Source organism: Nocardioides sp. Soil796, from assembly GCF_001429525.1.
GTDB lineage: Bacteria > Actinomycetota > Actinomycetes > Propionibacteriales > Nocardioidaceae > Nocardioides.
Genome location: NZ_LMSQ01000022.1, coordinates 107,458 through 125,071 on the forward strand (window position 1 = coordinate 107,458; position 17,614 = coordinate 125,071).

A 17,614-nucleotide genomic window follows, 5' to 3' on the forward strand; every position below is an offset into this window, starting at 1 on the left:
GGGCACGCACCCACGACACAGGAGCCCCGATGAGCGAGCAAGTGATCCGGCCCGACGTGAGACTCGAGGACGGCCCCATGTGGCCGGTGGCGTGCCGATCCTGCTCCGCGCTCGTCGAGGTGCGCAAGAGCAGCTGGGAGCAGACCAGCATCCAGTGGCACTCCGACGGCCTGCGGGTCTGCGAGGAACGCAGCGCGACGGGATGGACCGAGGACGGCCGGCTCTTCGGCGGCTGCGCGCGGTTGGGCGACTCGATCCGGGCGGCCGTGTCGAACGGCGACCTGCCGATCCAGTCCTCCGACCCGATGCCGGTCAACACCGACCCGGACAGTGGTCCGTCCGGCCACGGCATCGGCCACTGATGGCGACGATGCGGGCCCAGCAGCTGGTCCGCCCCAGGGAGTTCGTCGAGGTGGAGACGCCACGCCCCGGGGCCGACGACCTGGTCGGCGGCGAGGTGCTCCTCAAAGTCCTGGCCGGGGCGATCTGCGGCAGCGACCTCCCCGTCTTCAACGGCCTGCTCACCCTCAAGCAACGTGATGAGCCCGGTGCCGGCAGTCCGCCCGGTTCGCCACTGCACGAAGTGGTGGGCGAGGTGGTCGCCACTCGCGATCCGCGGCACCGGGTCGGTGACCACGTCGTCGGCTGGGGATCTCGCCTCAATGCCCTTGCCGAGTTCACGATCAGCCTCGGTGACGACCTCTTCTCCTTCGACCCGCAGCTGAGCCCCGAGCGGGCCGTGATGCTGCAGCCCCTGGCCTGTGTGCTCTTCGCCGTCGAACAGCTCCCGGAGGTCGCAGGCTCCCGGGCCGCCGTGTTGGGGCAAGGACCCATGGGCCTGCTGTTCAACCACGTGTTGCGTACGGCGGGGGCTCGGTCGGTGGTCGGCGTGGACCGCCTCGACCGCACCGTCCTGGGCCTGCGCATGGGCGCGGACGAGGTGGCGCACCTGCACACGAGCCGTTGGGCCGGTCAGCTGAGCGACGCCGACCGGCCAGACGTGGTGATCGAGGCGATCGGGCACAACATGTCCACACTGAACCATGCCCTCGAGGCCGCAGCTCCGAGCGGCCACATCTTCTACTTCGGCATCCCCGATGACGCCCACTATCCCGTCAACATGCAGTTGTTGCTCCGCAAGAACCTGTCACTGAGATCGGGGGCCACCCTCCAACGTCGGGCCATGCTCGAGAAGGCCGGCGACTACCTGGCCGCGCACCCCGCCCTCGTGGACATGTTCGTCACCGACACGTTCGACGTCGACCGGGTCCAGCAGGGCTTCGAGCTCGCCACCGCCCCCACCTCCGAGACCGCCAAGGTCACCCTGAGGGTGGCGTCATGAGCGGCGGCCTCCGCTTCGCCCTGTCCGCCCGCAGCGGCGGACCGATCACCGTCGAGGACTACCGGGAGCGGGCCCGGCGGGCACTGCCCGGCATGGTGTGGGCGTTCGTGGACGGCGGCGCCGAGTCCGGGCTGACCCTGCGCGCCAACCAGGACGCCTTCGACCGTTGGTCGCTGCGCTCGCGCGTGCTGACCGGTCACACCGGCACCAACCTCGCGACCAAGGTCGGCGACACCGACCTCTCGCTGCCGGTGTTCCTCTCCCCCACCGGGATGACCGGCCTCGTGCACTGGCAGGGCGAACGCGCTGCCGCACGGGCCGCAGAGGCGGCGGGCACCCGGGCGGTGATCAGCACCGCGTCGAGCTGGACCGTGGAAGAAGTCGCCGAGGCGACCGACGAGAACCACTTCTTCCAGCTCTACCCCTGGACCAGCCAGACCACCGGCCAGCCGCTCTCGAAGGCGTTCATCGACCGGGCACGCAATGCCGACTACGCCGCTCTCTTCGTCACCGTCGACGTACCCGTGGCAGGCAACCGTCTGGCCGAACGCAAGCGTGGCATGGGGATTCCGCCCACACTGACCCCGGCTCGCGCTCTCAGCGCCGCCGTCCGCCCGCGCTGGGCCTACGGCTTCCTGCGGCACCAACGCATCACGTCGCGGATGCTGGTCGACGAGCGCGGCACCAAGGCGGCCGTGGCCTCGGCCCGGGCGCAGCAGACGCTGCTACGACCCGACCTGGTGTGGGACGACTTCGCCCGCATCCGCGACATGTGGGACGGGCCGGTCTATCTCAAGGGAGTCCTCGAGGCCGACGACGCCCAGCGTGCCGTCGAGCTCGGCGCCGACGGCGTGCTGGTCTCCAACCATGGCGGCCGCCAGCTCGACGGCGCCCCTGCTGCCCTCGACGCCCTGCCCGCCGTGGTGGAGCGTGTCGGCGGCCGCGTGCCGGTGTTCCTGGACGGCGGCGTACGACGAGGAACGGATGTCGTCAAGGCGCTCGCGCTGGGTGCCACTGCAGTCGGGATCGGCCGGCCCTACGTCTACGGCCTGGCCGCACGCGGACAGGAGGGCGTGGAGCACGTGCTGGAGATCTTCCGGGACGAGATCGTGCGCACGCTCACCCTGATGGGGGTGGCCGACGTGGCGAGCCTCGACCGCTCACACGTGCAGCCGATGGTGGTCTGACTCAGCCAGCGGTGGGTGCGACGGTGAAGCCGTCGAGGAAGATGCGCGCGGTGTCGTCGGCGAGCTCCTCGATGCCGTAGACCTCGCTGCGGTGGTACCACCGTGAAGCGAGGAACACGGCGTCGCGCAGGAAGCGGTGGAAGACGCGCGGGTTGACGTCGGAGCGGAAGTCGCCGCTCTTCACTCCCGAGTCGATCACCCCGGCCCAGGCCAGGTGGACGGCCGAGGCCAGGTCGCGCACGGACTTGAACCGGTCGCTGGTCTCGAAGTACTTGCGGTTGGCCTGGTAGATCTCGCTGGCGTGCTCGTGCTCGTCGACGACCTGCAGCGACGCCAGCACCAGCGCGTGCAGCCGGGCTCGTGCGTCCAGCTCCGGCAGCACCACCTCGGCATAGCGCTGGGTGAGCGCCTCGAGGTATTCGACGACGATGGCCTCGACCATCGCGTCCTTGGAGTCGAAGTGGTGGTAGAGGCTGCCGGACAGGATGCCGACGCCGTCGGCGATGTCGCGCACGGTGCTCGCGTTGATGCCCTTGTCGGCGAACAGCGCGGCTGCCGATTCCAGGATCCTGGACCTGCGATCAGTGGGCGGCACGTGGGAGACCTTGTCTGGCTAGTGATTTCGGCTGCGTCGTAGCGTACCCACGATCCGGCGTGTTCTTGGGACGTGGCGAGGGACGACTTTGCCGACGCCTCAGGCTCCGGCGTCGGTCACGGTGCGACCCGTGTCCTGTCCAGCAGCGCCGCCAGGTCACCCCAGAGCTGTTCGCGCGGCCCTACGGCGGCACGCATCGACAAGATGGTGAGGAACCCGTGGAAGAGGTCGTCGTAGCCGCGGTGCACGACGGGGACACCGGCGTCGGCCAGTGCGGCGGCGTACTGCTCCCCCTCACTGCACAGCGGGTCGAGGCCGGCGGTCACCACGATCGCGGGCGGCAGCCCGCTCAGGGTCGCGGCCGTCAGCGGTGCGACGTACGCCGTGGGCTCGGGAAGCACACCGTCGTCGGGCAGGTACTGGGTCCAGTACCAACGGGTGGCGGCGAGGGTGTTGAAGTATCCGGTCGCGTAGCGCTGCGCGGACTCCGAGTCGCAGGCCGGGTCGATGACCGGGTAGACCAGCACCTGCGCGGCGGGCATCGGGCCGCCGTCATCGCGTGCCATCAGGCAGACCGCTGCGGCGAGGTTGCCGCCGGCACTGTCGCCCATCACCACCACGCGGTGCGGATCCCCGCCCAGCTCGGCTGCGTGCTCGATCGCCCACCGGGTGGCGGCGAACGCGTCCTCGGCCGCCGCGGGGGCCCGATGCTCGGGCGCCAGCCGGTAGTCGACGGACACGACCACGGCATCGGTGCCCCTGGCCATCGCGCGACAGAAACCGTCGTGCGTGTCGAGGTCACAGAACACGAAGCCGCCACCGTGGAAGAAGACCACCACCGGCCGGTCGGCGGAGTTGCCGTGCGGCCGGTAGACGCGGGCCGGGATCTGGCCGTGCGCGGCCTCGATGGACACGTCGTCGGCACTGGCCACGTCGTCGAGGTTGGTGACGGGTTGACGCCTGGCCGCCACGGCCGCGCGGGCCTGTGCGCCGGTCATCTCCTCGACACGGGGAAAGCCCGCGTTGAGCAGGGCCAGCATGTCGTCGATCTCTGGGTTGGTCATCGCACCTCCTGGAGGGTGGGTTCGGGGTCGGTCACGGACCGGGCCAGCACGAAGCCGAGCACCGCGGCCACGCCCGACACCGCCGAGGCGGCGAGTGCCGCCACGGTGAAGCCGGTCGCGGTCAGTGCACCGTCGGGACCGGCGTAGAGCTGAAGGACGGCCAGGACCAGAGCGCTGCCGGCCGAGAAGCCGAGGTAGCGCAGGATCTGGTTGAAGGCCATCACGCTGCCCGTCTCCTCCGCAGGCGTGAAGCGCACGATCAGTCGCGGCATGGCGGCGAACGACGCCCCGGCTCCCAGGCCGCCGATCACCATGGCCAGCACGCAGCCCCACAGGGTGTCCCGGAATCCGGCCAGCACGAGGGTGGCCACCAGGAACAGGCAGGAGCCGATCGGCAGCAGCATGTCGGGGGCGACACGTCGGTCCAGCGCGCGCAGGATGCGGTTGCCCAGAACGTTTGCGAAGGAGAACGGCACCAGCATCAGGCCGGCGACGGTGAGCGAGTGTCCGAGGCCGTAGCCGGTCGCGGTGGGCGCCTGCACGATCAGGACCACCATCGTGATCAGCATGTACATCCCGCATCCGGCCAGCAGCGCGGTGACGTTGGCGCCGAGCACACCGTGCCTGGTGGCGAGGCGCAGGTCGACCAGCGGGTCCCTGCGCGCGAGGGTCCAGCGCACCCAGGCGGCGAGCATGGCAAGGGAGGCGAGCGCGATGCCGATCGTCAGCGGACCGGACCAGTGGTGGGCCTGGCTGACACCGAGCAGCAGTCCTCCGGCGCCTCCGCCGAGCAGCACCGCGCCGACGAGGTCGAGAGGGCGAGGCTCGCTGCCGCGATTGGCCGGGATCGCCAGCACCGCCGCGGCCAGGGTCAGGCCCGCCATGGCGGCTCCCACCCAGTACGCCGCGGAGACGCCGTACTCCTGGACGATGTAGGAGGCCAACGGGTAGCCCATGCCCGCGCCGGCCACGGTGGTGATCGACAGGGTGGCCAGCGTGGCCAGCTGCTTCTCCTCGGCGACGAGCTCGCGGGCGACCGCGATCGCCAACGGGGTCAGGCTCAGTCCCACTCCCTGGAGCACCCGGCCGAACACCATGGCGCCGAAGCCCAGCGGCAGCGCGGCCAGCACGGAGCCGAGACAGACGGCGAGCAGCCCGGCCAGGATCACGGGTCGTCGGTGGCGGCCGCCGCCGAGGCGCCCGATGATCGGCGAGGTCACCGCGCCGGTGAGGAAGGTGACGGTCAGGATCCACTGCGCGTTCGAGAGGGAGACACCTTCGTCACGGGCGATCATCGGCACCAGAGGCGCACCCAGACTGGCCACCACGGCGGTCGAGGAGGCGATGAGAACGAGCGTGGGCACGAGGGCCCGCTCGCGCACGGTCGGGACTGCGGCGCTCATGTGCCCCACGTACGACGCAGGGGTGTCAGCGCGCGCAGGTCGACGTGGAGCAGGGTCGGTCCGTCGTGGTCGAGGGCGGCCACGAACTCCGCCTCGAACTCGTCCGGGTTCGACACCCGCGCCGCCCTGGCGCCGAAGGCCGTGGCGACCGCGAAGAAGTCGGGTGTCGCCAGGTCGAACCCGCTGCCGGATCCCCCACCGCTGAGGGCGTCGATGTCGCGGAGCATTCCGTAGCCGCCGTCGTCGAAGAGGCACACCACGATGCGTGACTTCGCCTGCACCGCACTGGCCAGCTCCGCGATGCCGAGCATGAAGCCGCCGTCGCCCTGGAGCAGCACGGTGTGCGAGTCGGAGGCCGTGGCGGCGCCGAGTGCCATCGCCATGCCGGGCCCGATGCCTGCCGCGGCGGAACGGATCGACGTACGTGGTGCGGCGATCGGCACCAGCCGATCTCCCCAGACGTAGGCCGGCACGGTGGCGTCGCAGACCAGCACGCCGTCGGTCGGTCGGTGCCGGGCGATCGTGGCACTGATCCGCAGGTGGTCGGGGCCGGCCTGCTCGACCACCACGTCGCGTGCCACGGCGGCGGCCTCCTGCCCGGCCTTGAGGTGGTCACTGCGGCTGGTGGCCACGGCCTCGTCGGGCTCGCCCACCAGGTCGGTGAGGGCCGTCAGTCCGAGACGCGCGTCGGCGACGAGGCTGACCGCCGCGGGATAGCTGCGGCCGATGATCGTGGGGTCGACGTCGAGGTGCACCAGGGCCTGTGGGATCGGCAGCTGCCACTGCGCGGTGGGATACATCTGGAACCGGGTGCCCACGGCAAGCATCACGTCGCAGTCCGCGAGGAAGTCCCTGACCGACGGCAGGGTGGCGTAGGAGCCGATGCTCAGCGCGTCGAGCTCGCTGATCGCGCCGCGGCCCTCGCGACTGGTCAGCACCGGTGCCTGCCAGCGGCGGGCCAGCTCGAGCAGCTCGTCGGCGGCACCGGAGCGGATCACTCCCCCGCCGGCCCAGATCACCGGCCGCTCCGCGGTGGCCAGCAGTCGGGCGGCGGCTGCGAGGCTCGCGGCGTCGGGCGCCGTACGCCGCAGCGGGCGACGTGCGCTCTCGATCAGTGCGGCATCGTCGAGTGATGTGACGGTGGCGGTCTGGAGGTCGAGTGGCACCTCGAGGGCGACCGGCCGGGGGCGGCCGGTGCAGGCCAGCCGGGCCAGTCGCAGCACCGTCTCGGCAAGGTCGTCCGCGGTGGTCTCGGTGACCACTTCGCGGCAGACGGTCGCCAGCATCTCCGCCTGGCTCTCGGCCTCGTGGACGTAGCCGCGTCCCCTGCCGAGGTGGGCACTCTCGACCTGGCTGGTGATCAGCAGCACCGGCGACGACGCGAAGTGCGCTTCATACATCCCGCCCATGGTGTTGGCGGTTCCTGGCCCACCGCTGACCACACCCACGGCCAGGGTGCCCGTCGTGCGTGCATGGGCGTCGGCCGCGTGGGCGACGCCCTGCTCGTGACGGCAGCCGACGGTTCGGATGCCGCGGCGCTCGATCGCGTCGAGGATCGGCAGGTTGTGCGCACTCGGCACGAAGAAGACGGTCTCCACGTCGAGAGCGTCGAGAGCGGCCGCGATCGCGTCGCTTCCGTTCCAGGTCATTGGGTTCACCGGTCCTCACAGGATTCGGGCGGGCTGCCGCCGTGCCCAGCCTGCTGCGAGCTGGGCTCCGGTTGGCCTCCGGTCCCGACCAGCAGGACCGGCGCCGATGCCCAGTGCCTAGGCGCCTTCTGCGCGGATCTCGTGCAGCGGGGTCGACGTGTCGCGGCCGGTGCTGACCCGCTTGCGGTCCGGCTCGACCTCACGCAGTGGGGTGACCTCCCGGAGGCTGGCCAGGCTGCGGGCGGCGAGCTCGCGATAGACGTCGGCGCCGTTCGCCTTCCAGGCAAGGGTCACCTCGTCGAGGCGCCGGATGAACTTGGCCGGGCTGCCGGCGATCAGCGACTCAGCGGCGTAGTCGCCACCGGCGCGGACGAAGCTGTGCGCCGCGACGAGGGAGCGGGGGCCGATCCGGGTGCCGTCCATGATCACGGAGTTCATGCCGACCAGCACGCCGGGCTCGAGGTGGCAGCCGTGCAGCACGGCGCCGTGCCCGATGTGGCTGCCCTCCTCGAGGATCGTGTCCTGGCCGGGGAAGACGTGCACCGTGCAGCTGTCCTGCACGTTGGAGCCGGCGCGCACGTCGATCCGTCCGAAGTCGCCACGCAGGCTGGCGAACGGGCCGATGTAGCACTCCGGCCCGATCACGACGTCGCCGATCAGGCTGGCCTGCGGGTGGACGAACGCGGTCTCGTGGACCACGGGGCTGACCCCGTCGATGGAGTAGGCAGTCATGACGCGGCCGGTACGACGAACGTGGCCCACGCGGTGATCGCGACGCCACCGGTCTGACGCGCGCAGGTCAGCTCGAGGTCGACGCGCTGCTCGTCGCCCTCGGCGTACTCCCTGGTGACGGCGCCGGTGCAGGTCAGCACGTCGCCGGGCCAGACCTGCTCCTTGAAGCGCACCCGGTAGGAGCGCACGTTCTCCGCGCCCAGCCAGGCAGTCGCCCACGAGGCGAGCAACCCGGCCTGGAACATGCCGACCGCGAACGGGGCCGGGAAGCCGGCAGCCTTGGCGAACTCCTCGTCGTGGTGGATCGGGTTCATGTCGCCCGAGGCGCCCTGGTAGCGCACGAAGTCGGTGCGGGTCACCGGCCCGAAGACCAGCGCCTCCGGCACGACCAGCGTGGAGCTGTCGATCGACGTACTCACTTGTCCTCCTCGGGTGCGCGACCGGTCTCGACGCCGGTCATCTTGGCCTGGGCGACCAGCGCGCCGGACTCGTCGCGGAACTCGGTCACCATCTCCACGAACGTCATCGGCCCGCCGCGCCGACCCTGCTTCTCGAACATGTTGGTGATCGTCGACTGCGCGGTGAGCCGGGTGCCGGCCTTCGGTGGCGGCCCGAAGAATGTGTACTCCTGCTCGGCGTGCAGGCCGCGCTGCTGGTTGAGCTCCACGAGCTGCCAGGCGTTGGCGTCGCCGTCCTGCCAGAAGAACTGCGTGGTCAGGAACGTCGGCGGCGACACCGGGTGGTCGCCCTGGAGGTAGGCCGGATCGGAGGATCCGGTGGCCCGGGCGAACTCACGGATCTTGCCGCGTTCGACGTCGAGGGTGAACGGGGAGCCGGAGCGCCCCACTGCATCTGGGTTGGCCATGTCTCTTCCTTGTGGGTGTCGGGTGCCTACGCGTGTTGGGCGCTGACCGAGATGACCTCGCCGGTCAGGTACGACGCGTAGTCGCTGGCGAGGAACACGATCACGTTGGCGATCTCGGAGGGCTCTCCGGCGCGACCGAGGGGCTGTTGGGCGCCGAGCTGGTCCATCACGCCGGGCGGCATCTTCGCCGCGAGCTCGTCGTGGGCGACCAGGGTCGGCGCCACGGCGTTGATGCGGATCCCGGCGGACGCGGCCTCGAGTGCCGACGCACGGGTCAGTGCCATCACACCAGCCTTGGCGGCGGCGTAGTGGGCCATCCCGGGCGAGGCCTTCCAGCCCACGACCGAGGCGTTGTTGACGATCACGCCGCTCTTGCGCGGCAGCATGAGGCGCAGTGCGGCCCGGGTGCAACGGAAGGTGCCCTTGAGGGTGGTGTCGAGCACGGCGTCCCACTGCTCGTCGGTCATCTCCGCGACCGGGGCCATGCCACCGACGGCCGCGTTGTTGACCAGCACGTCGAGGCCGTCGAGCCGCTCGTCGGCAGCGGCGATCATCGCCTGCACCTCGGACTCGACGGTGATGTCGCAGACCGTGGTCACCGGGCGAACCCCGACGAGCTTCTCGAGCTGGTCGGCAGCGAGCTCCACCTTCTCGGCGCTGCGGGCGCTGATCGCGACGCGGGCACCTTCCTCGGCGCAGCGCAGGGCGGTGGCGAAGCCGATGCCCGTGCCCGCGGCGCCGGTGACGAGCACCGAGCGGCCGGCGAGCAGGCCTCGCCCGGGCGCGTTTCCTGATCCGTTGTCCTGTGACATCCGTGTGGCTCCTGTCGATGTGGTGCGCTCACCCTAGCCTCTCAACCAAGCGCTTGCTACCCTCGTCCCATGGTTTTGTCCAGCATCAGCACGATCGCCATGAACGCCTGGGCGCTGCCCGACCTGCTCGCCTGCCTGTCCCGCCTCCGGGTGGACCGGGTGGCGATCGGTTCGAGACAGCTCGAAGGTCATGGGTGGCGCGAGGCCGAGGCCGCGATCAAGGCCTCGGGGCTGGTGGTCGGCTCGATCGGCAGCGGGCTCACCACGCCGGCGTCCGTCGACTCCCCCGCAGGCCGGGAGCAGCTGGAGCTTGCCGCGCAGTCGATCGACTTCGCGGCCCGGCTGGGAATCCCGGTGGTCACCCTCACCACGGGACCCGCTGGCCCCCTGTGCTGGGAGGAAGCGCTGGCCTCGTTCGCCGTACGCCTCGCGCCGCTGGTCGCCCGAGCGGACGACCTCGACATCACCCTGACCGTGGAGAACACCCACTCGCTGCGCAGCGACGTGTCGTTCCTGCACACGCTGCGCGACGCGGTGGCTGCGGCACGCCACCTGGGCGTCGGTGTGTGCGCCGACCTCTACTGCTGCTGGGCCGAGCCGAGGCTCGCCGCCACGCTGGCCGACGGCCTCGACGTGATCCGGATCGTGCAGTACGGCGACTTCGTGCACGGCACGCTGGAGCAGCCGAACCGCTGGGTGCCCGGCGACGGGGACCTGCCACTCGACCGACTGGTCCGCGACGTCGTGGCGGCCGGTTACACCGGCGTCCACGAGATCGAGATCCTCGGACCGCGCATCGACGCTGAAGGCGCCGAGGGCGCGCACGTGCGCGCCCTCGAGTGGCTGGATCGCCAGCTCAGCAAGGGCTGAAGCCCGCGCGGATCACGCGCGGTGCTTCTTGAGCTCGACCCGCGCGACGCTGCGGATGTGCACCTCGTCGGGTCCGTCCGCGATGCCGAGGATGCGACCGGTGGCCCACATCCGGGCGATCGGGAAGTCGTCGGTCACGCCGCCGCCACCGTGGCACTGGATGGCCCGGTCGAGCACCGATCGTGCGACGCGTGGGGCGACGACCTTGATCGCGGCGATCTCGGTGGCGGCGCCCTTGACGCCGACCTGGTCGATCAGCCAGGCGGTCTTGAGGACGAGCAGGCGGGCCTGCTCGATCTCCATGCGCGACTCTGCGATCCAGGTGCGGACCACGCCCTGGTCGGAGATCGGACCGCCGAACGCCTCGCGTCCCATGGTCCGCTTCACCATCAGCTCGAGACCGCGCTCGGCCATGCCGATCGCCCGCATGGCGTGGTGGATCCGACCGGGGCCGAGACGGGCCTGGGCGATGGCGAAGCCAGATCCTTCGGCGCCGAGGAGGTTGCCGATCGGGACCCGGACGTCGTCGAAGGTGATCTCCGCGTGCCCGTGCTGGTCGACGTAGCCGAAGATCGGCAGCGAGCGCACGATCGTGACGCCGGGGGTGTCCACCGGGACCAGGATCATCGACTGCTGGCGGTAGGTCTCGGCCTCCGGGTCGGTCTTGCCCATCAGGATCAGCAGCTTGCAGTTCGGGTCGGCGGCACCGGTGGTCCACCACTTGCGGCCGTTGATCACGTACTCGTCGCCGTCACGGGTGATCGACGTGGCGATGTTGCGCGCGTCGGACGAGGCGACGTCCGGCTCGGTCATCGAGAAGCCGGACCTGATCCGCCCGTCGAGCAACGGCTCGAGCCACTGCCGCTTCTGGGCGTCGGTGCCGAACATGTGCAGCAGCTCCATGTTGCCGGTGTCGGGTGCCGCGCAGTTCAGCGCCTCGGGGGCGATGTACGGCGACCGTCCGGTCAGCTCGGCGACGTACGCGTACTCGAGGTTGCTGAGCCCGGACAGGTCGGGCAGGAAGAGGTTCCACAGCCCGCGCGACCGCGCCTCCTTCTTGAGGTCCTCGACGACCTGGGGCAGCACGTGGGTGCCCTCCGGCCCGGCGTCCGCGCGCTGCTGCGCGTAGACGGCCTCGGCCGGGTACACGGCCTCGTCCATGAACGACTGGAGATCGGCCAGCACCTCGCGGACCCGGGCCGAGGGGCCGAGGTCCATCACGGGCAGGTCGACTGCAGGAGGTGCTTCGGTGGTGGTGCTCATCAGGGTCATCCGTTCGGGTCAGGGGTTCTCAGGTGAGCAGGACGATCTTGCCGAGGGCGGACCTGTTCATCACGGTCTCGAGGGCGGCCACGCCGTCCTCGAGCTGCCAGGTGCCGCCGATGTGCGGGCGGATCATCCCTTCGCCGTGCCAGGCCAGCAGGCGCTGGACGTTGGCGGCGTTGCGGTCGGGGTGGCGTCGGGCCCAGGCTCCCCAGAGGACGCCGAGCAGGTTGCCCTCGTTGAGCAGCAGCCGGTTCATCCCCACGCGGGGGATGTCGCCGGAGGCGTAGCCCACGGTGAGGTGGCGCCCGCCCCACGCCAGCTTGCGTACGGCGGACTCCGCGGCAGCACCACCGACCGGGTCGTAGACCACGTCGACGCCCGCACCGCCGGTGAGCTCGACGATGGCCTCGGTGAGGTCGTTGTCGCGGTAGTTCACCAGGTCGTCGGCGCCGTGCTCGGCGGCCAGCTTGAGCTTCTCGGGCGTCGAGGCCACCGCGATCACCCGAGCCCCCAGGGCGTGGCCGATCTCGACCGCGGTCAGGCCGACCCCACCGGCGGCGCCGAGCACCAGCAGCGTCTCCCCCGCCGCCAGCCCGGCCCGGTCGACGAGCCCGTGGAACGACGTGCCGTAGGCGACGGGCATGGCCGCCGCGTCGACGGCACTGGTCGCGTCGGGGAGGGCGTGCACCTGGTCGGCGCGGACCGCGACCTGCTCGGCGTACCCGCCGATGCCGCAGAACGCGGTGACCCGTTGCCCCACCTCGAGCCCCGGCACCTCCGGGCCGAGTGACCGGATCGTGCCGGCCACCTCCGACCCGGGGACGAACGGGAGCTCCGGCTTGGTCTGGTACTTGCCGGCCACCATCAGCCCGTCGGGGAAGTTGACCCCGGCGGCCTCGACGTCGACGACGACCTCGCCCGAGCCCGCTGTGGGATCGGGCAGCTCGCCGTACTCCAGCACGTCAGGAGCGCCGAGGTGCCGGCAGATCAGTGCACGCATGTGTCGGCCCGGCTCAGTTGTGCGGGTCGGCGGCGGCGTCGGCAGCCTGCGCGGACCGCGAGCGGATCTCGTGGTCGAGCTCCTCGATGGTCCAGCGCTGGCCCTTGTCCACGGTCCACTCGTAGGACCAGCCGGCGAAGCGGCGGATCTCGCCGCCCTTGGCGTACCAGACCGACCCGTTCTCCGGGCAGCCCTCGGTGAGCAGCCAGCCGACCAGCGGCGAGACGTTCCCGGGGTGGTAGACGTCGAACAGGCTCGGGTCGGTCGGCGCGGCGACCATCTCCCCGATCTTCGGCAGGTCCTCGGTCATCCGGGTGCGAGCCACCGGGGTGACCGCGTTGACGCGGACGCCGTACCGACCCAGCTCCTGGGCGAGGATCACGGTCAGGGCCGCGATGCCGGCCTTGGCCGCGCCGTAGTTGGTCTGGCCGACCGCGCCGATGAGCCCGGAGGTGGAGGGCACGTTGACCAGCGAGGCCGACGGCTGGCGCCCGGCCTTGGACTCGTCGCGCCAGTGCGCGGCGAAGATGCGGCTGGGTGCGAAGGTCGCCTTGAGCTGGCCCTCGATGACCGCGTCCCAGTCGTCCTCGCTCATGTTGGCGAACATCTTGTCGCGCAGCACGCCGGCGTTGTTGACCAGTCCGTCGACGCGGCCATAGGTGGCCAGCGCGAGGTCGAGCAGCTCCTGGGCGCCGGCCATGGTACGCACGTCGGCCGTGCTGCCGACGGCGGTGCCACCGGCTGCGGTGATCTCGTCGACCACGGCGGCCGCGACGGAGCCGTCGCTGCCCCGGCCGTCGGAACCGGCACCGATGTCGTTGACGACCACCTTGGCACCCTCCTCGGCGGCGAACAGGGCGTGGGCGCGGCCGATGCCGCGGCCCGCTCCGGTGATGACGACAACGCGGTCGTTCAGTGCGGACATCTCGAACTCCTTGGTGTAGTGGTTGGTGGCCTAGGCGCCGAAGCGCTCGAGGACGTCGGTGGCCTCGCGGACGATGCGCGAGACCAGTTCGTCGCAGCTGGGCAGGTCGTCGATCATGCCGACCACCTGACCGGTCGCCATGACGCCGGCGTCGGCGTTGCCGTCGATCAGGGCCGTGCGGTAGAGCATCGGAGCATTGGCGGCCATCACGACCTGGCTCCAGGTGAGGTCCTCGTGCTTGCGCATGGCCAGGCCCTCGCCGACCATGTCGCGCCAGCGGGCCCCGGAGATCTTCTGGAACTTGCGGGCGTTGCTCGCCGCGCGCAGCACGCGTGCGGCCGGGCGGGTCTTCTCGATCTGGGCGATCGGGCCGACGCGGAGCACGCGTTGCGGAATGCCGTCGACCTGGGTGGTGAGGACCGTGTCGTTGACCGATTTGGAGAGGTAGACGTCCTTGACCTCCTGGGCGACCGGTGAGTCGGAGGTGAGCATGAAGCGGGTGCCCATCGCGATCCCGTCGGCGCCGTAGGCCAGCGCGGAGACCAGGCCCCGGCCGTCGAAGAAGCCACCAGCACCGATCACCACGAGGTCGACCGCGTCGGTCACCTGGGGCAGCAGCAGGCTGGTCGGGACCTGGCCGGTGTGGCCGCCACCCTCGCCGCCCTGCACGATGACCGCGTCGGCGCCCCACGAGGCCACCTTCTCGGCGTGGCGGACGGCGCCGATCGACGGCATCACGACCAGACCGGCGTCCTTGCACTTGGCGATCAGTTCCTGCTTGGGGGCGAGCGCGAACGACGCCACCTTGACCCCCGCGCTGATCATCAGGTCGATCCGCTTGTGCACGTCGGGCTGGTTGGCGCGCACGTTGACGCCGAACGGCTTGTCGGTGGCGGCCTGGATCTCGTCGATCGCGGTCACCAGCTCGTCGTACGACAGCAGTCCGGCGGCGAGGATGCCGAGCCCACCGGCGTTGGCCGTGGCCGCGGTCAGCCTCGCGTCGGAGACGTTGCCCATCCCGGTCTGTACGACGGGGTGGTCGACGCCGAACAGCTCGGTGGCGCGGGTCTTCAGCGCCGGGTGGACCACGCGGGTGTCCGTCATGCCGGCACCTCCTTGTCGCGCAGGTTGCGCGGGTCGATGACGTCGCGGATCAGGGCGAGCTCGTCGTCGGTGGGCAGCCGGGTCAGTGGCACCTCACCGTCGACGACGAGGTCGAACCCGGTGGCGGCGTGCACCTCGTCGACGGTCACTCCCGGGTGGACCGAGACCAGTCGCATCGCGCCGGAGGCGGGGGCGTAGTCGAGCACGGCGAGGTCGGTGACCACCTTGCGGAGATCGTGGTAGCGGCTCGCACCGGTTCCCGCGGCCGCGGCCCGGTCGTTGCCCGCGCCGGAGACCATGTCCACGGCCGGGACGAACGTCCGGGTGCTGTGCTTGGCGATCCAGTAGCTGGTCGCGTGGTAGACCGTGTTGCCCGGCGCGCCCCGCACGCCGACGAGCTGGACGGACGGCTTCGCGTGGTCGCCGATGGCAGAGATGTTCACGTTGCCGAAGCGGTCGATCTGCACCGGCACCATCACGATGTGCCGTTTGCCCGTCCAGTTGAGGTCGAAGATGCCGCGGAAGGGCGACCATCCTTCGACGACGCCCTCGGCCGGACCGCCGACCGCCCAGGTGCCCTGCACCAGGTGGGACTCACCGTCGGTCAGGAGCAGGTCGGGCGAGAACGTGTGCCGGGCGAGCCGGACCCCGATCGCCGGAATGGTGCCGAACGCGCTGGCCAGGATCTCGCCGTTGTCACGGTAGATCTCGGCGCAGGCGGTCACGCACACCTCGGCACGGCTGATGTCGCTCATGCGGACAGCTCCTCGTCGTCTCGGGCAGCGATCGCTCGCTGGTAGGTCTCTTCGTCGCCGGAGAGGTAGGTGGCGGAGAACGCCTGCCAGGCCTCGGGCGACTTCGCCGCGGCGGCGTACTCGCGCAGGAAGCCCTCGTCGGTGCCGTAGTCGGGTGCGCACGAGGTGAGGTGCGCGCCGTTCGGGGCCTCGACGACGCCGTCGACGAACAGGCGTCGGAGCGCGATCGTCGCGGCGTGGTGGTCGCGGGTCAGCTCCTCGGTCGGCACGACCTTCTCGCAGGACACGAACGCCTGGTCGGCGGCCATGCAGAAGAGGTCGTCGAAGTAGGGGTCCGGCCCGAGGTACTGCGCGTTGCCGGCAGCGTCGGCGCGGTTCATGTGCACCAGGGCGGCGTCGAGGTGGATCGCCGGCATCGCGATCAGCTCGTCACCACTGCCGTAGGGGTCGGTGATGAGCTGCAGGTCCGGGTTCGTGTCGGTGACCGAGGTGGCCAGGCCGGCACGCGTGGGCAGGAAGGGCAGCCGGATCGATGCGGCGTACAGGCCCCACTGGAGCATGCCCTCGTCGTACTCGGCGACCTCGATCGAGCCGCTCTGCCGAGCCGCGCGGAAGTGCGGGTCCAGGGGAATCGAGTCGAGGGTCACGAAGCCGAAGACCAGCTTCTTGACCTTGCCGGCCGCGCACAGCAGGCCGACGTCGGGGCCGCCGTACGAGACGACGGTGAGGTCGGTGAGGTCGGAGCGCAGGATCTCGCGGACCAGGGACATCGGCTTGCGGCGCGAGGCCCAACCGCCGATCCCGATCGTCATGCCCGACTCCAACCGCCCGACCACTTCGGGGCCGGTCATCCGTTTGTCAGCCATCATCTGCCTTTCGATGTAGCAAGCGCTTGGTTGAACGGCTACACTAGCCGAATTCCGACGAACGTCAACCTCCGATCCCACTTCCCAGGAGCCCCCGTGGCGGCACGCGAATCCCCCACCATCACCGGCCTCGATCTCGACACCGTCGCGCCCTGGCTGGCCGGTCAGATCGACCTGCGGCTGCCCCTCGACGTGAGTCGGCTGGCCGGCGGCCGCTCGAACCTCACCTACCTGCTCACCGACGACACGGGTCGCCGGACGGTGTTGCGCAGGCCTCCCCTGGGCGACCTTCCGGCCACCGCGCACGACGTCCTCCGTGAGGCGCGACTGCTCGAGGCGGTCGCCGGCCGGGTGCCCGTCCCCGCAGTGCTGGCGACCTGCCCCGACCCCGCCGTGACCGGGGCGCCCTTCTTCGTGATGGAGCACCTGGACGGCACGGTGGTGCGCGATCCCGAGGGTGCCCTGTCACTGGACCCGCAGGTGCGCGCCGCCGTCGGGCCGTCGCTGGTCGATGCGCTCGTGGCCCTCCACGAGGTCGACCCCGACCGCCTGGGCCTCGGCGACCTCGCCAAGCGGAGGGACTACGCCGAGCGCCAGCTCCGTCGCTGGCACCGCAACTGGGAGTCCACCCGCACCCGCGACCTGCCCGACCTCGAGCGGACCCATGCCTGGCTGGTCGAGCACTGCCCGGAGCAGAGCCGGTCGAGCATCGTGCACGGCGACTTCCGGGTGGACAACTGCATCCTGGGCGCGGACGGCGCTGTTCTGGGCCTGCTCGACTGGGAGCTCAGCACGGTCGGCGACCCGCTCGCCGACCTGGGCCAGCTCCTCGTCTACTGGGCAGAGCCCGACGACGAGTTCACCGCGCTGAACAGCCCCCCGACGCGCGTGCCGGGATTCGCCAGCCGTGACGAGCTGCGCGACCGGTATCTCGCCGCGAGCGGGGCGGACCCGGCCGAGGTGGCCTACTACGTCGTCTTCAACTGGTGGAAGACCGCCTGCATCGTCGAGGACGTCCACACCCGCATGCTGCGCGGCGCCATGGGCGCCAGCGACCGCACGCCCGAGTCGTTCGGCGTGCAGGCGCAGGGCCTGGCCGCCCGCGCCTGGCAGGAGACCCACGCGCTGGCCTGACTTCCCGGTTGCAGCGATCCCCGGCGCACCGGGGAAACAGTTGCT

General features: G+C 70.9%; 19 protein-coding genes. 5 read left to right on the forward strand and 14 right to left on the reverse strand.

The window, feature by feature from the left end; genetic code table 11:
• Nucleotides 1–29 precede the first annotated feature (29 nt).
• The 3 genes from ASH02_RS24380 to ASH02_RS24390 are packed head-to-tail and all read left to right on the forward strand — an operon-like array spanning nucleotide 30 to nucleotide 2,529.
• Entirely contained in the window at nucleotides 30–362 is a 333-nt protein-coding gene (locus ASH02_RS24380) for a hypothetical protein (RefSeq protein ID WP_200959237.1), read from the forward strand.
• Complete coding sequence (locus tag ASH02_RS24385) at nucleotides 362–1,342, forward strand: zinc-binding dehydrogenase (protein ID WP_200959238.1); 981 nt, start codon at nucleotides 362–364, stop codon at nucleotides 1,340–1,342. The genes ASH02_RS24380 and ASH02_RS24385 overlap by 1 nt, the downstream gene beginning before the upstream one ends.
• Nucleotides 1,339–2,529, forward strand: coding sequence for an alpha-hydroxy acid oxidase (locus ASH02_RS24390; RefSeq protein WP_057295640.1), 1,191 nt, complete (start codon nucleotides 1,339–1,341; stop codon nucleotides 2,527–2,529). Before ASH02_RS24385 ends, ASH02_RS24390 begins: the two co-directional genes overlap by 4 nt.
• A 1-nt stretch (nucleotide 2,530) precedes the next feature.
• On the opposite strand, the gene ASH02_RS24395 is transcribed toward ASH02_RS24390, so the two are convergent.
• From ASH02_RS24395 to ASH02_RS24430, 8 genes are all read right to left on the reverse strand, one after another.
• Nucleotides 2,531–3,124: a TetR/AcrR family transcriptional regulator gene (locus tag ASH02_RS24395; protein WP_056687057.1), complete on the reverse strand. Its 594-nt coding sequence runs from the start codon at nucleotides 3,122–3,124 to the stop codon at nucleotides 2,531–2,533.
• Between the two features lie 116 nt (nucleotides 3,125–3,240).
• Nucleotides 3,241–4,188 (reverse strand): alpha/beta hydrolase, encoded by a 948-nt coding sequence (locus tag ASH02_RS24400; protein WP_057295641.1) that lies wholly within the window; start codon nucleotides 4,186–4,188, stop codon nucleotides 3,241–3,243.
• Nucleotides 4,185–5,591: an MFS transporter gene (locus tag ASH02_RS24405; protein ID WP_057295642.1), complete on the reverse strand. Its 1,407-nt coding sequence runs from the start codon at nucleotides 5,589–5,591 to the stop codon at nucleotides 4,185–4,187. The genes ASH02_RS24400 and ASH02_RS24405 overlap by 4 nt, the downstream gene beginning before the upstream one ends.
• Nucleotides 5,588–7,240: a thiamine pyrophosphate-binding protein gene (locus ASH02_RS24410; protein ID WP_057295643.1), complete on the reverse strand. Its 1,653-nt coding sequence runs from the start codon at nucleotides 7,238–7,240 to the stop codon at nucleotides 5,588–5,590. The genes ASH02_RS24405 and ASH02_RS24410 overlap by 4 nt, the downstream gene beginning before the upstream one ends.
• A gap of 117 nt (nucleotides 7,241–7,357) precedes the next feature.
• On the reverse strand, nucleotides 7,358–7,972 hold the full coding sequence (locus ASH02_RS24415) for a transferase hexapeptide repeat family protein (protein WP_056687069.1): 615 nt from the start codon (nucleotides 7,970–7,972) through the stop codon (nucleotides 7,358–7,360).
• Nucleotides 7,969–8,391 carry a MaoC/PaaZ C-terminal domain-containing protein gene (locus ASH02_RS24420; RefSeq protein ID WP_200949816.1) on the reverse strand — a complete coding sequence of 141 codons (423 nt, stop codon included), beginning with the start codon at nucleotides 8,389–8,391 and terminating at the stop codon, nucleotides 7,969–7,971. The genes ASH02_RS24415 and ASH02_RS24420 overlap by 4 nt, the downstream gene beginning before the upstream one ends.
• Nucleotides 8,388–8,837 carry an FAS1-like dehydratase domain-containing protein gene (locus ASH02_RS24425; protein ID WP_056889733.1) on the reverse strand — a complete coding sequence of 150 codons (450 nt, stop codon included), beginning with the start codon at nucleotides 8,835–8,837 and terminating at the stop codon, nucleotides 8,388–8,390. Before ASH02_RS24425 ends, ASH02_RS24420 begins: the two co-directional genes overlap by 4 nt.
• Before the next feature lie 26 nt (nucleotides 8,838–8,863).
• A complete protein-coding gene (locus tag ASH02_RS24430) occupies nucleotides 8,864–9,649 on the reverse strand; it encodes an SDR family oxidoreductase (protein ID WP_056687075.1) in 786 nt (261 codons plus the stop codon).
• Nucleotides 9,650–9,718: 69 nt separating this feature from the next.
• On the opposite strand from ASH02_RS24430, the gene ASH02_RS24435 reads away from it, so the two are divergent.
• The gene (locus ASH02_RS24435) at nucleotides 9,719–10,519 is read left to right on the forward strand and encodes a sugar phosphate isomerase/epimerase family protein (protein WP_082621011.1); all 801 of its coding nucleotides are present in this window, start codon (nucleotides 9,719–9,721) and stop codon (nucleotides 10,517–10,519) included.
• Between the two features lie 12 nt (nucleotides 10,520–10,531).
• Here ASH02_RS24435 and ASH02_RS24440 read toward each other — a convergent pair whose 3' ends face one another.
• From ASH02_RS24440 to ASH02_RS24465, 6 genes are read right to left on the reverse strand one after another with little or no spacing between them, the layout of a single operon-like run.
• Nucleotides 10,532–11,782 (reverse strand): acyl-CoA dehydrogenase family protein, encoded by a 1,251-nt coding sequence (locus ASH02_RS24440; RefSeq protein WP_442938429.1) that lies wholly within the window; start codon nucleotides 11,780–11,782, stop codon nucleotides 10,532–10,534.
• Between the two features lie 28 nt (nucleotides 11,783–11,810).
• Nucleotides 11,811–12,785 carry an NADPH:quinone oxidoreductase family protein gene (locus ASH02_RS24445; protein ID WP_056687080.1) on the reverse strand — a complete coding sequence of 325 codons (975 nt, stop codon included), beginning with the start codon at nucleotides 12,783–12,785 and terminating at the stop codon, nucleotides 11,811–11,813.
• A 13-nt stretch (nucleotides 12,786–12,798) separates the two neighbouring features.
• Nucleotides 12,799–13,710 (reverse strand): SDR family oxidoreductase, encoded by a 912-nt coding sequence (locus tag ASH02_RS24450; protein WP_056687083.1) that lies wholly within the window; start codon nucleotides 13,708–13,710, stop codon nucleotides 12,799–12,801.
• A gap of 30 nt (nucleotides 13,711–13,740) precedes the next feature.
• On the reverse strand, nucleotides 13,741–14,814 hold the full coding sequence (locus ASH02_RS24455) for an NAD(P)H-dependent flavin oxidoreductase (RefSeq protein ID WP_057295645.1): 1,074 nt from the start codon (nucleotides 14,812–14,814) through the stop codon (nucleotides 13,741–13,743).
• The gene (locus ASH02_RS24460; RefSeq protein ID WP_057295646.1) at nucleotides 14,811–15,569 is read right to left on the reverse strand and encodes a CoA-transferase subunit beta; all 759 of its coding nucleotides are present in this window, start codon (nucleotides 15,567–15,569) and stop codon (nucleotides 14,811–14,813) included. Before ASH02_RS24460 ends, ASH02_RS24455 begins: the two co-directional genes overlap by 4 nt.
• Nucleotides 15,566–16,438: a CoA transferase subunit A gene (locus ASH02_RS24465; RefSeq protein ID WP_321163483.1), complete on the reverse strand. Its 873-nt coding sequence runs from the start codon at nucleotides 16,436–16,438 to the stop codon at nucleotides 15,566–15,568. The genes ASH02_RS24460 and ASH02_RS24465 overlap by 4 nt, the downstream gene beginning before the upstream one ends.
• Before the next feature lie 93 nt (nucleotides 16,439–16,531).
• Between ASH02_RS24465 and ASH02_RS24470 the strand changes: the two genes are divergently transcribed.
• Complete coding sequence (locus tag ASH02_RS24470) at nucleotides 16,532–17,569, forward strand: phosphotransferase family protein (RefSeq protein WP_057295647.1); 1,038 nt, start codon at nucleotides 16,532–16,534, stop codon at nucleotides 17,567–17,569.
• Nucleotides 17,570–17,614: the final 45 nt, after the last annotated feature.